General features: G+C 71.9%; 12 protein-coding genes. 8 read left to right on the forward strand and 4 right to left on the reverse strand.

The window, feature by feature from the left end; all coding sequences use genetic code 11:
- Positions 1-395: 395 nt before the first annotated feature.
- The gene (nucS, locus tag ABD998_RS08295; RefSeq protein ID WP_345437926.1) at positions 396-1,091 is read right to left on the reverse strand and encodes an endonuclease NucS; all 696 of its coding nucleotides are present in this window, start codon (positions 1,089-1,091) and stop codon (positions 396-398) included.
- Positions 1,092-1,239: 148 nt separating this feature from the next.
- On the opposite strand from nucS, the gene ABD998_RS08300 reads away from it, so the two are divergent.
- The 6 genes from ABD998_RS08300 to mnhG are packed head-to-tail and all read left to right on the forward strand — an operon-like array spanning position 1,240 to position 7,456.
- Entirely contained in the window at positions 1,240-4,170 is a 2,931-nt protein-coding gene (locus tag ABD998_RS08300) for a Na+/H+ antiporter subunit A (protein WP_345437928.1), read from the forward strand.
- Positions 4,167-4,709: a Na(+)/H(+) antiporter subunit C gene (locus ABD998_RS08305; protein WP_345437930.1), complete on the forward strand. Its 543-nt coding sequence runs from the start codon at positions 4,167-4,169 to the stop codon at positions 4,707-4,709. The genes ABD998_RS08300 and ABD998_RS08305 overlap by 4 nt, the downstream gene beginning before the upstream one ends.
- Complete coding sequence (locus ABD998_RS08310) at positions 4,706-6,262, forward strand: Na+/H+ antiporter subunit D (RefSeq protein ID WP_345437932.1); 1,557 nt, start codon at positions 4,706-4,708, stop codon at positions 6,260-6,262. Before ABD998_RS08305 ends, ABD998_RS08310 begins: the two co-directional genes overlap by 4 nt.
- The gene (locus tag ABD998_RS08315; RefSeq protein WP_345437934.1) at positions 6,259-6,852 is read left to right on the forward strand and encodes a Na+/H+ antiporter subunit E; all 594 of its coding nucleotides are present in this window, start codon (positions 6,259-6,261) and stop codon (positions 6,850-6,852) included. The genes ABD998_RS08310 and ABD998_RS08315 overlap by 4 nt, the downstream gene beginning before the upstream one ends.
- Positions 6,849-7,115: a monovalent cation/H+ antiporter complex subunit F gene (locus ABD998_RS08320; protein WP_345437936.1), complete on the forward strand. Its 267-nt coding sequence runs from the start codon at positions 6,849-6,851 to the stop codon at positions 7,113-7,115. The genes ABD998_RS08315 and ABD998_RS08320 overlap by 4 nt, the downstream gene beginning before the upstream one ends.
- Positions 7,112-7,456 carry a monovalent cation/H(+) antiporter subunit G gene (gene mnhG, locus ABD998_RS08325; protein ID WP_345437938.1) on the forward strand — a complete coding sequence of 115 codons (345 nt, stop codon included), beginning with the start codon at positions 7,112-7,114 and terminating at the stop codon, positions 7,454-7,456. Before ABD998_RS08320 ends, mnhG begins: the two co-directional genes overlap by 4 nt.
- 12 nt (positions 7,457-7,468) lie before the next feature.
- Here the strand turns inward: mnhG and ABD998_RS08330 are convergent, their stop codons facing one another.
- From ABD998_RS08330 to ABD998_RS08340, 3 genes are read right to left on the reverse strand one after another with little or no spacing between them, the layout of a single operon-like run.
- On the reverse strand, positions 7,469-7,990 hold the full coding sequence (locus ABD998_RS08330; protein WP_345437940.1) for a hypothetical protein: 522 nt from the start codon (positions 7,988-7,990) through the stop codon (positions 7,469-7,471).
- 4 nt (positions 7,991-7,994) lie between these two features.
- Complete coding sequence (locus ABD998_RS08335; RefSeq protein ID WP_345437941.1) at positions 7,995-10,016, reverse strand: primary-amine oxidase; 2,022 nt, start codon at positions 10,014-10,016, stop codon at positions 7,995-7,997.
- 22 nt (positions 10,017-10,038) lie between these two features.
- Entirely contained in the window at positions 10,039-11,520 is a 1,482-nt protein-coding gene (locus ABD998_RS08340; RefSeq protein WP_345437943.1) for an APC family permease, read from the reverse strand.
- 178 nt (positions 11,521-11,698) lie between these two features.
- On the opposite strand from ABD998_RS08340, the gene ABD998_RS08345 reads away from it, so the two are divergent.
- Entirely contained in the window at positions 11,699-13,180 is a 1,482-nt protein-coding gene (locus tag ABD998_RS08345) for an APC family permease (RefSeq protein ID WP_345437945.1), read from the forward strand.
- Positions 13,181-13,203: 23 nt separating this feature from the next.
- Positions 13,204-13,869 carry a helix-turn-helix domain-containing protein gene (locus tag ABD998_RS08350; protein WP_345437947.1) on the forward strand — a complete coding sequence of 222 codons (666 nt, stop codon included), beginning with the start codon at positions 13,204-13,206 and terminating at the stop codon, positions 13,867-13,869.
- Positions 13,870-13,877 lie beyond the last annotated feature (8 nt).

A 13,877-nucleotide genomic window follows, 5' to 3' on the forward strand; every position in this document is an offset into this window, starting at 1 on the left:
ACGCGGCGTCGGCTCCGGCGGCTCCGGCGGCTCTCGGGGGCGCGGCCGGCGCGGCGTCTCGGTGTCTCGTCCGGGTGGCGGTTTCGGTCTTGAGGTGGCTGTTTGGGGCCTCGGACTGCGACCTGGGCGAGGTGGTGTCTCGTCCGGGTGGCGGTTTCGGTCTTGAGGTGGCTGTTTGGGGCCGCGGACTGCGACCTGGGCGAGGTGGTGTCTCGTCCGGGTGGCGGTTTCGGTCCTGAGGTGGCCGTTTGGGGCCGGGAAGTGCGACCTGGGCGCGAGGGGCGACTCGGGCGGGACCCGGGCGGGACCCAGGCGGGACCCGGGCGGGACCCGGGCGGGACCCGGGCGAGAGGGGAGGAGAGGAGAGGACGACGGAGCCGGGACCCCGGGGCGGCTCAGAACAGCCGCGGGACGCCCGACTCGATGCCCTTCATCTCGTCGTAGTCGAGAGTGAGGCAGCGAATGCCGCGGTCCTCGGCGAGCACGCGCGCCTGCGGCTTGATCTCCTGTGCGGCGAACACGCCCTGCACGGGAGCGAGGTGCGGGTCGCGCCCGAGCAGCTCGAGGTAGCGCGTGAGCTGCTCGACGCCGTCGATGTCGCCGCGGCGCTTCACCTCGACGGCGATCGCGATGCCGTCGGCGTCGCGCACGAGCAGGTCGACGGGGCCGATCGCCGTGGGGAACTCGCGGCGCACGAGCGTCGCGCCCTCCGAGATGAGCTCGACCTGCTCCGCGAGGAGGCGCTGCAGGTCGGCCTCGACGCCGTCCTTGATGAGCCCGGGGTCGACCCCGAGGTCGTGCCGCGCATCGCTCAGCACCTCGTGGATGCGGACGGTGAGCGCGTCGCCCGTCTTCTGATGCGTCACCTTCCACACCTCCACGACGCCGGCCGCGACGAGCTCGTCGTCGGGTGCGACGACGTCGAGGCGGCAGGGCGGGCTCATCCAGTTGAGGGGCTTGTACGAGCCGCCGTCCGAGTGGATGAGCAGGCTGCCGTCTCCCTTGTGCATGAGCACGCGGGTCGCGAGCGGCAGATGGGCGTTGAGGCGGCCCGTGTAGTCCACGGAGCAGCGGGCGATGACGAGGCGCACCGGACGAGCCTAGCCGCGACGACGGTCCGCGCTCCTATGCCGCCGGAGGCATCCTCGGGCGATCCGGGCCTTCACAGGAAGTGCACGGGTAGGATGGGGACACCGCCGCAACCTGACCCGCCGTCTCGACGAGCCAGAGGAGATGCCCATGATCGTTCTCCTCGCGCTGTTCGCGGTCGGAGCGCTTCTCCTCCCCGTCCTCGCACGGTGGCTGGGAGCCCGCGTCTTCTGGGTCTCGGCGCTCTTCCCGATCGCCGCGCTCGTGCACGCGCTCGCCGTCTCGCCCGACGTCGTCGACGGGGTCATTCCCTTCGAGACATACACCTGGATCGATCCCCTCGGCATCGAGCTGTCGATGCGGATGGACACGCTCAGCTGGGTGATGACGCTCGTCGTCACCGGCGTCGGCGCCCTCGTCATGCTGTACTGCCGGGTCTACTTCCGCGGGAAGACCGCAGGACTCGGCCGGTTCTCGGCCGTCCTCCTCGCGTTCGCGGGAGCGATGTACGGCCTCGTGCTGACCGACGACGCCGTCATGCTCGTCATGTTCTGGGAGGTGACGAGCATCCTCTCGTACCTCCTCATCGGGCACTACCACACGCGTGCCGCGAGCCGACGTGCCGCCCTGCAGGCGCTGCTCGTCACGACCCTCGGCGGTCTCGTGATGTTCGTCGGCGTCGTCATGCTCGTCGTGACGGCCGGGACGACGAGCATCGCGGCCATCCTCGCCGCTCCGCCGACCGGCGTCGTCGTCGACGTCGCGCTGGTGCTGCTGCTCGTCGGGGCCATCAGCAAGTCGGCGCTGTTCCCCTTCCACTTCTGGCTGCCCGGCGCCATGGCCGCGCCGACGCCGGTGAGCGCGTACCTGCACGCCGCCGCCATGGTGAAGGCGGGCATCTACCTGCTCGCGCGGTTCTCCCCCGCCTTCGCGGAGGCGGGGCCGTGGCGTCCCGTGATCGTCACCCTGGGCATCCTCACGATGCTGCTCGGCGGCTACCAGGCGCTGCGCGAGACGGACCTGAAGCGCATCCTCGCCTTCGGGACGGTGAGCCAGCTCGGGTTCATCTCCGTCGTCATCGCGTACGGGACGCGCGACATGGCGCTCGCCGGGATCGCGCTGCTCCTCAGCCACGCGCTGTTCAAGTCGGCGCTCTTCCTCGTCGTCGGCGTCATCGACCGCCAGCTGTCCACGCGCGACATCCGCGATCTGTCCGGGGTCGGCCGGCAGGCTCCCACGATGGCCGCGCTGTCGATGGTCGCCATTGCGACGATGGCCGGCCTGCCGCCCACGCTCGGCTTCGTCGCGAAGGAGGCGGCGTTCACGGCGCTCCTCGACCTCGTGGGCGAGGGCGACGGATGGGCCCTCGCGGCCCTCGTGGGCATCGTCGCGGGGTCGGCGCTCACGCTCGCCTACGGCCTGCGGTTCGTCTGGGGCGCGTTCTGGACAAAGCGCGACGCCGCAGGGGAGCGGCGCGAGCCGACGTACTGGCCCGATCCGCCGATCGGCTTCCTGTCGGCGCCGCTCGTGCTCGCCTCGCTCGCTCTCGCGGGGGGCATCGTGTCGCCGCTGCTCGACTCGGTGCTGGCGGGCTACGCCGACACGGCTCCCGGCGAGGGCCACTACCACCTGGCGCTCTGGCACGGCCTCGAGCCCGCGCTGCTCCTGTCGCTGCTGACGATCGTCGGCGGGGTGGGCGTGTTCTGGCTCGTCCGGGCGACGGGATGGGACCTCACCGGCCGCATCCTCCGGTTCCAGGCCGGAGACGTCTACTACCTTGTGACGCGCGGCATCGACCGGCTGTCGGTCTCCGTCACGTCGCTCACCCAGCGGGGCTCGCTGCCCGTCTACGTCGGCACGATCTTCGTCGTGTTCGTCGCGGCCGAGGGCTCGGTCCTCCTCGCGAGCCCCGACTGGCGCATCGCGCTCGACGCGTGGCAGCACCCGGTGCAGCTCGCGATGGCTCCGCTCATGATCGCCGCGGGCATCCTCGCGGTGCGCGCGCGCAAGCGGTACACGGGTGTCGTGCTCGTCTCGGTGACGGGCCTCGGGATGATCGTGCTGTTCGCCGTCGAGGGCGCACCCGACCTCGCGCTCACGCAGGTGCTCGTGGAGTCGGTGACGCTCATCGCGTTCGCGCTCGTGCTGCGGCGGCTGCCGTCGCGCATGGGCAGCCACAACGAGTCGGTCGCCCCTGTCGCCCGCGCCGTGCTCGCCATCGCCGTGGGCGTGACGATGGCGTTCGTCGCCGTCGTCGCCTCGAGCGCGCGCATCCACGAGCCGGTGTCGGTCGCGTGGGCCGAGCTCGCCTACGAGATCGGGCACGGCCGCAACATCGTCAACGTCGCGCTCGTCGACCTGCGCGGATGGGACACGATGGGTGAGCTGTCGGTCCTCGTGCTCGCCGCCACGGGAGTCGCCTCGCTCGTCTTCGTCACGCACCGGTCCGACAACACGCTCGAGCGCATGACGAAGCGGCTGCCGAAGGCCGCCCGCCGCGCCGCGCGCCGCAGGCCGCTCGTCGAGACGACCGAGGGCATCCGCCTGCAGACCGCCGAGAACCGCGACCGCCCCCGCGCGTGGCTCGTGGGAGGCCAGAAGATGAGCCGAGAGTCGCGGTCGATCCTCCTCGAGGTGATCGTCCGCATCCTCTTCCACACGATCATCGTCGTCTCGCTGTACCTGCTCTTCGCGGGCCACAACCTGCCGGGCGGCGGGTTCGCGGGCGGCCTCGTCGCCGGGATGGCCCTGGTCATGCGGTACATCGCGGGCGGACGCTACGAGCTGGGCGCCGCCGCGCCGCGCGACGCAGGGCAGCTGCTCGGCGCGGGCCTCGTGCTCGCGGTCGGCACGGCCGTCGTGCCGCTGCTCTTCGGCGTCGACCCGCTGACCCGCGGCATCTGGGAGGCGGAGCTGCCCCTCGTCGGCCACGTCGAGTTCGTCACGTCGACGATCTTCGACGTCGGCGTCTACCTCGTCGTCATCGGCCTCGTGCTCGACGTGCTGCGCAGCCTCGGCGCCGAGGTCGACCGCCAGCTGCGCGAGGAGAAGGACTCGGCGGAGAGGAGGGCCGTGCGGTGACCGTCTCGACCACCCTCATCGTCATCATGGCCGCGCTGTACGCGGCCGGCGTCTACGCCATGCTCGAGCGCAGCCTGACCCGCGTGCTCATCGGCTTCCTGCTGCTCGGCAACGCCACGAACCTGCTGCTCCTCACGGTCATGGGCTACCCGGGCGTCTCGCCGTTCTACGGTGACGACGGGCGGCAGAGCGATCCGCTGCCGCAGGCCCTCATGCTCACGGCCATCGTCATCACGTTCGCCGTGAGCGCGTTCCTGCTCGCGCTCATCTACCGCTCCTGGCAGCTGGGCCGCGCCGACACGGTCGAGGACGACGAGGAGGACCGGTCGCTGCGCGAGCGGGCCATCGAGACCGAGGACGTGCTCGAGGACGAGGAGGAGGACGCCGAGACGGGCGACGAGTCGGTCACCGACTTCGTGGGCGTCGCCGCGTCGCCCATCACCCTGCTCCACGCGGCGGATGCGCCCGGGTTGCGGGACGACGCCCCCGTGGACATGCCGACCGGAGAATACGACGACGAGGGAGGGGACAGCCGATGAGCAACCTCGTGCCCCTCCTCGTCGCGATGCCGCTTCTGGGCGCCGCCGTGACGCTCATCTTCAGCCGCCGTCGTCGCGCGCAGGTCGCCGTGTCGATCGCGACCCTCAGCCTGACGTTCGTGCTGGCGGCGTTCCTGCTCGTGGTCGTCGACCAGGGCACGCCGCTCGCGGTCTCGGTGGGCGGATGGCCGCTGCCGTTCGGCATCGTCCTGTACGTCGATCGTCTGGCCGCGCTGCTCGTCGCCGTGTCGAGCGTCGTGCTGCTCGCGGTGCTGCTCTTCTCGGTCGGCCAGGGGGCCGCCGACGGCGACGACGAGACGCCGGTGTCGATCTTCCACCCGTCGTACCTGATCCTCGCGGCGGGCATCTTCAACGCGTTCATCGCGGGCGACCTCTTCAACCTCTACGTCGGGTTCGAGATCCTGCTCGTGGCGTCGTACGTGCTCATCACGCTCGGCGGCACGAAGGCGCGCATCCGCTCGGGCGTCGTCTACATCGTCGTGTCGCTCGTGTCGTCGATCCTGTTCCTCTCCGCGATCGCGGTGCTCTACGGCGCGCTCGGAACGGTCAACATGGCGCAGATCGCCGAGCGGATGGTCGAGCTGCCGTCGGAGGTGCAGCTCGTGCTGCACGTGCTGCTCGTGCTCGCGTTCGCCATCAAGGCGGCCGTCTTCCCGCTGTCGTTCTGGCTGCCCGACTCGTACCCGACCGCGCCGGCTCCCGTCACGGCGGTGTTCGCGGGTCTGCTGACGAAGGTGGGCGTCTACGCGCTCATCCGCACCGAGACGCAGCTGTTCGCCGACTCCGACATCAACATGCTGCTGCTGATCGTGTCGATCGCGACGATGGTGGTGGGCATCCTGGGCGCCGTCGCGCAGGCCGAGCTGAAGCGCATCCTGTCGTTCACGCTCGTGAGCCACGTCGGGTACATGATCTTCGGCCTCGCGATCGCGACCGAGGCCGCGATCGGCGCGACGATCTACTACATGGTCCACCACATCGTCGTGCAGACGACGCTGTTCCTCGCGGTGGGCCTCATCGAGCGGCGCGCGGGCTCTACGTCGATCCTCAAGGTCAAGGGCCTGTTCGCGGCGGCTCCGCTGCTCGCCGCGCTGTACTTCATCCCCGCCCTCAACCTCGGCGGCCTGCCGCCCTTCTCGGGCTTCATCGGCAAGTTCGCGCTCTTCGAGGCGGCCGCGCAGGTGGGCACGCCCATCATGTACGCCGCGATCGCGGCGGGCATCATCACGTCGCTCCTCACGCTCTACGCGCTCATGCGCGCGTGGAACCTCGCGTTCTGGCGCGAGGAGGAGGACTCCTCCGAGACGGAGGCGCGCATCTCGCACCTCGCCGACGCGCCCGCTGCGGGCGAGCAGTCGGGGCGGCGGGTCATCCCCCGCATCATGACGACGGCGACGGTGGGGATGGTCGCGGTCACCGTGGGTCTCACGGTGTTCGCCGGCCCGCTCTACGCCGTGTGCGAGAGCATCGGGCAGTCGCTGCTGCAGCCCGTGCACCTCGTCGAGCTCGAGACCGCGGAGGAGACGTCATGAGCCCTGACACGCGCCGCGGCGCCCTCCGCCGGGTCTGGGTGCAGCTGCCCTTCTTCGTGTGGCTCGTCGTGCTGTGGATGCTCCTGTGGGGGCAGTTCACGGTGCTCGCGGCGGTGACGGGCATCGTCATGGCCGTCTTCGTCACGAGCGTCTTCCGCCTCCCGGCCGCGGAGCTGTCGGGTCGTGTGAACCTCTGGTACGGGCTCGTGTTCGTCGCGATCTTCCTCGTCGAGCTCGTGCGCGGTGCGCTCACGGTGGCGTGGCAGACGGTGTCTCCCGGCCTGCCCGGAACCGCGATCATCCGCGTGCCGCTGCGTGTCGACGACGACCTCGTCATGACGCACACCGCCGTCGCGGCGTCGCTCATCCCCGGATCGCTCGTCGTGGAGGCCGATCGGGAGAACCGGGTGCTCTACCTCCACGTCATCGGGGTGCGCGACACCGCCGACGTCGATCGCCAGCGGCGCAGTGTGCAGCGGTGGGAGGAGCGCGCCGTGCGCGCGGTCGGCTCGCGGGCCGCGCTCGCGCTCATCCGCTCGGGTGCCGCGCCGTACGCCGAGCGGCAGACGCAGGAAGGGGGAGGACGGTGAACATCCTCGTCATCGCCATCATCGCGGTGTTCGCGGTCGCCGCGGCGCTCACGATCATCCGGATGGTCACGGGCCCGTCGATCCTGGATCGGGCCGTCGCGAGCGACGTGTTGCTCACGATGGTGCTGTGCGCGCTCGGCGCGGAGGCCGTCGTCAACCACCACACGCGCACGCTGCCGATCATGCTCATCATCGCGGCGGTCGGCGTGTTCGGGTCGATCGCGGTCGCCCGGTTCGTCGCACGGAAGGAGCAGGACCGATGACGATCGATGAGACGCTCGACGCCGTCGCGCTCGTTCTCGTGCTGATCGGCGCGCTGCTGTGCCTCACGGCCGGCATCGGCCTGCTGCGGTTCCACGACGTGACGACGCGCCTGCACGCCGCGACGAAGCCTCAGGTGCTCGGCCTGCTGCTCATCGCCGTCGCGGTGGCGCTGTCGCTGCGGTCGTGGTCGGCGTTCGCGACCCTCGTGCCGATCGTCGTCATCCAGATGGCGACGGCGCCGCTGTCGGCGCACATGGTGGGTCGCCAGGCCTATCGGAACGGCACGGTCGACACCGACGAGCTCGTCGTCGACGAGCTCGCGGAGGACGGCGAACGGTAGGGGCGTTCCCCTTCACCCCGCCATCCCCATCCCCGCCATCCCGATCATCCCCGCGGTCATGACGGCCATCGCGGCGCGCTCGAGCGTGTGCCGCCGCGGCGCGCGGGTCAGGCCGCGCGCCGTCTGCACGACGAGCGCGACGCCGTAGACGAGCGCGATCACGACGGCCGCGGCGGACGCCGATGCGCCGCCGTGTGCATGGCCATCCCCCACGGCACCCGAGCCCGCCGCGTCACCCGCCCCTGCCGACGTCGCCAGCAGCAGCGCCATGACGACGAGCCCGACGGGGCGGTGCAGGTCCACCGCACGGCCGCGCCCCCGCCGCACCCGTGTCGCGACGGCGGCCGCGAGCGCGAGAACGACGAGAGCGACGGCCCAGGCGAACGGCGCCGCGCCCGCGGCCATCCCGACCATGGCGGCGAGCATCGCGAGCGAGGCGATCACCGCCGAGACCGACGCCCGGGGGCGGGCGGTGGCCGCGCAGGCCACGCACACCGCCCCCGGGACGATCATCGCGAGATGGGCGAGCAGCATCTCGTCAGTGCCCGCAGGTGCAGGCGCCCTGGCCCGTCGTGCAGTGCGGGCACGGCGCGGATGAAGCGCCCGTCGCCGGCCCTCCCGTCGCGCAGTGCGCCGACGCCGACACGGGTGCGTTCAGCGCGGGGTTGCGGTCGAAGAACCCGACCGGCTTGAGCGTGAACCCGGTGCGGTCGACGGGCATGACGGGCCAGTCCTCGATGCGCGGGAAGTGCGTCAGCCCGAACGTGTGCCAGAGCACGATGTCTTCGCCGTCGAGCGGACGATCGGCCGCGACGTAGGACGGGAGCCCCGACGGCGCCCCCGTCGACGGGCTCTGGTTCACGATCTCGCCCGTCGGCCACCGCTCCTCCGCCGCGTACTGCGTCACCCACAGGTGCTTCGTGGCGTACGCGCCGCGATGAGCGATCGCGCTCGACGGATCGGCCAGCAGCACGGGCTTGCCCTCGGGATACAGCGCGTACCCCGTCGGCCGGCCGAGCCGGTTCTCGGCCTCGGTGCTCGTGACGATCCAGTGCCGGTCGACGAGGTTGTCGGCCATCCGCTGCGCCTGCGACTCCGACGCGAGCCGCGTCTTCCGCTGCGCGAACGCGTTGCCGAAGACGTTGTCGGGCCCGACCGGCACCCGAACGACGTCGACCTCGTCGACGGCGTTCGCCTGGCCGTCCACCGCCATGTCGAGCCGCGCCGAGAACAGGTGCTGGTGCACGGGGGCGCCGAGGCCCGGCGCCATCTCCGTCGCGTAGGGGTACTCGCCGCCGGGATACGCCGACGTGAAGACGATGCCCGTCGCCTTCGCCTCCAGCCGGATCGTGCCGTCGAGCGACAGGTGCCAGTAGAACCCGTAGTCGTAGTTGCCGATCGTCACGAAGAACGAGATGACGAGCCGCCGCCCGCGCCGCGTCTCGGTCATGCCGTTGAAGAGGTCGGCGTTGTGCTTCCACAGCACGCCGTCGTCCTCCTCGTGCAGGCAGATCGCGTTCGGGATGACCCGGGGCCGCCCGAGCTCGTCGGCCACCGTGACGTCGAAGTACGTGATCTCGCCGAGGCAGTCGCACCCCAGCTCGAGCGAGTTCGCGTACCGCCCGAAGATGTACTCGGCGGCGTCGAAGTAGTTGATCCAGCGCCGCGCCGGCTGCGGGTCGCCGTACGGCACGAGCATGTCGGCGACCGACGCCCTGTGCACGATGGGCCGCAGCCGCTCGCCGTCGCGGAACCCGAGCTGATGCAGCACCAGGCCCTCGCGCGGATCGAAGCCGAACCGGAACTCCCAGTCGGCCCACGTGATGCGGTTGCCGTCGACCTGGAACGACGGCCCGTCGGGCTGCGTGATCTCGATCGCGGTGAGGTCGGTGCGCGCGACGCCGTCGCCGTGCGGCGCCGCATCCCACTCCGACCGCTCCATCGGCACGGCGTACTCCTCGTGGTCGACGACCTCGAACACCTCGTGCGTGATGAGGTCGACGTGCGCCACGAGCCCGTCGATCGGATGGCCCCACGCGAGATCCTGAGGATCGAGCTGCAGGAACCCGATGACGCGCGCCATCCGCCGCGACGACTCCTCCGGGCGTCCGAAGTTGCCGGGCGAGAGGGGGCCCGCGCGCACGGCCGAGGGGTCGATGCCGCGCCGCTCGAGAGCCGCGCACCACTCGGCGCTTTCGAGCAGCCATCCCTCGATCTCTGCGAACTCCTCGTCGAGGATGGCCGCCTGCCCCTCGGTCTCGGGGTCGATCGTGCGCGACGCGACGACCTCGCCGGCGGTCACGTCGACCGTCGCGACCGTGCCCTCGCCCGTCGCCCGGTCGACGAGCATGGCGGTCACGCGGCGGGTGATCGCCTCGCCGGGCGCCCAGGCGAGGAGCTCGGCCTTGGGAGCCTCCTCGAGCGTGACGTGGGCGAACCGGGTCGTGACGGTCACGAGCCCCGCGTCGCGCAGGATCTCACGTGTCGCGTCGATCTCCGACGCGTCGAGCAGGGCGAGCGGATGGTCGACGACGGTCGCGGTGGTGATGTCGAGTGTCATGGTGGTTCCTTCGGGAGAGGGGTCAGGCGCCTTCGGCGATGGTGTCGATCACGAGCTCGTAGCGCTCCGGCCGCCGCGCGCGCAGCACGGCGGCCTGCACGTACCCGAACAGCGGGAAGAGCACGACGAGGGCGAGGAGGAAGACGCTCACGGCGCCGAAGACGGGGGCGCCCGCGGCGTCGACGTCGCCGACGAGCAGGGGGAAGTACGCGACGATCGCGACGCCGCACAGCACGAGCCCGACGAAGCCGAGCGCGGGGGCGACGATCGCGCTCCACGCGCCGACGGCGGAGCGCGTGCGGCGGAAGTGCACGATCACGGCGATCGACGTCACAGCCATGAGCACGACGATCGCGAGGGTCGCGACGCCCGCGAACCACGTGAAGACGTGCAGCACGGGGTCGAGTCCGAGCACGGCGAACAGCACGACGAGCACGCCGGCCGTCGCGGTCTGCGCGAGCGACGACACGAACGGCGAGCCGTGCCGCACGTGCACGCGCGCGAGCGAGTCGGGCAGGAGCCCCGCCGTCGCCATGGAGTGCTGGTAGCGGGTGAGCACGTTGTGGAACGACAGGATGCACGCGAAGATGCTCGTGATCAGCAGCACGTTCATGATCGCCTCGCCCACGGGGCCGAGGTACTGCGCCGTCGTCAGGATGACGACGTTCGCGTAGTCGGCCGCGACGGCGTCGACGGCGCCGCTCGGCCCCCACGCCATGATGAGGGCCCACGAGGCGACGGTGTAAAAGACGCCGACGCCGATCACGGCGATGTACGTCGCGCGCGGGACGGTGCGGTCGGGGTCCTTCGCCTCGCTGCGGAACACGGCCGTCGACTCGAACCCGATGAACGCCGCGATGGCGAACATGAGCCCCACGCCGGGGGCGCCCGAGAACACGTTGGCGGGCTCGAAGGGCGCGAGCGAGAGCCCCTCCGCCCCGCCCGTCGCGACGACGGCCACGACGAGCGCGACGACGATCGCGACCTCGCCGAGCAGCAGCACGCCGAGCACGCGCGCGCTCAGCTCGATGTGGGTGTACCCCAGCACGCCCGTGATCGCGACGATCGCGAGGCTGTAGAGCCACCACGGCAGGTCGGGTCCGCCGAGACCCGCGATCGTGCCCGAGAGCACGGCGCCGATGTAGCCGTAGACGCACGCCTGGATGGCCGTGTACGTGAGGATGGCGAGCCATGCGGCCGCGACGCCCGACGGGCGGCCGAGGCCGTGCCCGATGTACGTGAAGAAGGCGCCGGGCTTCGGGATGGCCTTCGACATCGCCGAGAGGCCGACGGTGAACAGCACGAGCACGAGGGCGGAGAAGGCGTACATGGCCGGGTAGCCGACGCCGTTGCCGAAGAGGACGCCGAGCGGGGCGGCCCCTCCGACGACCGTGAGCGGGGAGGCGGCCGCGACGACCATGAGCACGATCGCTCCGGTGCCGAGGCTGCCCGTGAGGGCGCGGGCCGGCGTCGCGGGGGCGACGGCCCGTTCAGTGGTCGACATGAGGACCTCCGGGGTGGGGGATGCGGGTGACCCCACGTTCTCCGACCGCCGTGACCCGGTCGTTGCCCCGCCGTGAAGAGCTGAGCCGGGCAAACGAGAACGGCCGTCTCATTTGCCCCGCACGCCCGCGTCATCCGCCCGACACACGCCGGCGATAGCCTCGGCGCACGATGTCGGCATGACGAGAGGCACCCGGATGGAGGCGCTGGAACGCGCCATCGCGCGACCCGACCCGGTCCCGGGCGTCGGGGCGAACTCGCCCGTGTCGGGTCTCGCCCGCCGCTCGGTGGGCTTCTTCGACGTGCTCGGCCAGTCGGTGGCGGCCATCGCCCCGTCGGCCGCCGCCACCACCATCCCCATCCTCGCCGTCGCCACGGCCGGCGCGGGATCGGTCATCGCCATCGCGATCGCCGCGGTCATCGCGCTCGCCGTCGCGGCCAGCGTGAGCGTCTTCGCGCGCCGCGTGGCGGCGGCAGGGGGCATCTACACCTTCGTCTCGCTCGGGCTCGGCCCCCGCGCCTCGCTCGTCGCCGGCGCCGCGATGCTCGTCGGCTACGCGTTCGTCGCCATGAGCGAGCTGTTCTCGGCCGGCCACTTCCTCGTCATCGCGTTCGCCCCATCCGGCGTGCCGACCGTCGTCGGATGCCTCGTGCTCGTCGCGATCGGCGCCGCCTTCATCGCCGTGCTGCTGGGCGGCATCCGCCTTTCGACTCGCCTCACCCTGCTCATCGAGGTCGCCACCGTCACGGCCCTGCTCGTGGTGGTCGTCGTGCTGCTCACCGTCGTGCCGATCGACCCCGCCGCCTACGTGCCCCGCCCCGACCATCCGCAGGGGCTCGTCGTCGCCGTCGTCATCGCGATGACGGCGTTCGTGGGCTTCGAGAGCTCGGCGTCGCTCGGCGTCGAGGCGAAGCGCCCGTTCGCGACCATCCCGCGCGTGCTGACGTGGACCGTGCTCGCCGCCGGAGCGCTCTTCGTGCTCGTCTCGATCGCCGAGGTGGCCGCTTTCGATCTGCTCGGCCTCGACCTTGCCGCCTCCGGGACGCCCATGGACGACATCGCCCGCGGGTTCGGCGTCGGATGGGCGGCCGTCGCGCTCGACGTGCTCGTCGCGTTCTCGTTCTTCGCCGCCGCGGTCGCGGCGACCACGGCGGGCGTGCGCATCCTCTTCTCCATGGCGCGCGAAGGGCTGCTGCCCGTCGGCCTCGGACGCACCTCCGAGAGGACCGGGGTGCCGGTGCGCGCCGTCGCGCTGCTCGTGCCCGTCATCGTCGTCGTGCCGGTCATCCTGCGGCTGGCCGACTTCGACATGATCTCGGTCATGGAGATCGTGCTCGTCGCATCCGGCACGGGCTTCCTGCTCGGCTACGTTCTCGTCTGCGCGGCCGTGCCGCCCTTCCTCCGTCGCATCGGCGAGGCGACGCTGTGGCCCGTCGTCCGCGCCGTCGCGGCGGCCGTCGTGCTGGCCGCAGGGCTGGTGGTGTTCCTCACCATGACGGGCGACGTCGTCAGCGTGTGGTCGGTCGTGCTCTTCGCGGGCGCGCTCGTCGGCGCCGTCGTCGTGCTCGCCGTGTTCCGCGCGCGAGCGGGTGCCGCACCGCGTGCCGTGCGCGACGTGCCGCTCGCCTCGGACGTTCTGGGCGGGGACGCGCGGAGGTGACCGCGGCGTGGACGGGGCCGGCGGTGGATGAGGATCGGGACCTCCATCCCAAGCAGCCGCGCGCCATCCACTCGGCCCTCGTCGTGCTCGAGGAGGTCGCCAAGGCGGGGCCGGGCGTGACCGTGCGCGAGCTCGTCGACCGCCTCGCGCTGCCCCGCGCGACCGTCTACCGCCTCGTCAACCTGCTCGTGCAGGAGGAGTACCTCGTGCGCCTCGCCGACATCTCGGGGCTCGCCCTCGGGCGCAAGGTCGCCGAGCTCGCGGGCCCCCGCCCCTCGGCGGGCATGCGCCTGTCGCGCGCGGCCCGCGAGCGCCTCGCCGAGGTGCGCGCCCGCATGTCGCCGCTCGCCGTGCACCTCGTCGCCTACGAGGATGACGGACCGCGACCCCTCGACGCCGACCCCGTCGTGCCGCTGCACGACGCCGCGGCTCTCGCGCGCGACCCGCAGCGCTCGGCGGCCGGGCGGCTGTGGCTCGCCGATCGCCGCGACGGAGGCGCCGGGCTCGCCGTGCAGTCCGACGCGCTCGCCGCGGGATGGGCGTGCGCGGCCATCCCGCTGCGCGCGGAGGACGGCGCGCTCGTCGCCGCGCTGTGCGTCGCCGGCCCGAGCGACCGGATGGAGGCGCTGCTGGGCGCGGCGCAGGCGCTGCGCGGCGACGCCGAACGGCTTGCGGCGCTGCTGACGTGAGCCGATGG

Source organism: Microbacterium gilvum (assembly GCF_039543865.1).
Classification (GTDB): Bacteria; Actinomycetota; Actinomycetes; order Actinomycetales; family Microbacteriaceae; genus Microbacterium; species Microbacterium gilvum.

Excerpts from the sequence above, each read along its gene's own strand:
- ABD998_RS08315 (WP_345437934.1), top strand. The coding sequence starts at position 6,259 with ATGAGCCCTGACACGCGCCGCGGCGCCCTCCGCCGGGTCTGGGTGCAG.
- ABD998_RS08310 (WP_345437932.1), top strand. The coding sequence starts at position 4,706 with ATGAGCAACCTCGTGCCCCTCCTCGTCGCGATGCCGCTTCTGGGCGCC.
- mnhG (WP_345437938.1), top strand. The coding sequence starts at position 7,112 with ATGACGATCGATGAGACGCTCGACGCCGTCGCGCTCGTTCTCGTGCTG.
- ABD998_RS08340 (WP_345437943.1), bottom strand. The coding sequence starts at position 11,520 with ATGTCGACCACTGAACGGGCCGTCGCCCCCGCGACGCCGGCCCGCGCC.
- ABD998_RS08345 (WP_345437945.1), top strand. The coding sequence starts at position 11,699 with ATGACGAGAGGCACCCGGATGGAGGCGCTGGAACGCGCCATCGCGCGA.
- ABD998_RS08335 (WP_345437941.1), bottom strand. The coding sequence starts at position 10,016 with ATGACACTCGACATCACCACCGCGACCGTCGTCGACCATCCGCTCGCC.
- ABD998_RS08300 (WP_345437928.1), top strand. The coding sequence starts at position 1,240 with ATGATCGTTCTCCTCGCGCTGTTCGCGGTCGGAGCGCTTCTCCTCCCC.
- ABD998_RS08330 (WP_345437940.1), bottom strand. The coding sequence starts at position 7,990 with ATGCTGCTCGCCCATCTCGCGATGATCGTCCCGGGGGCGGTGTGCGTG.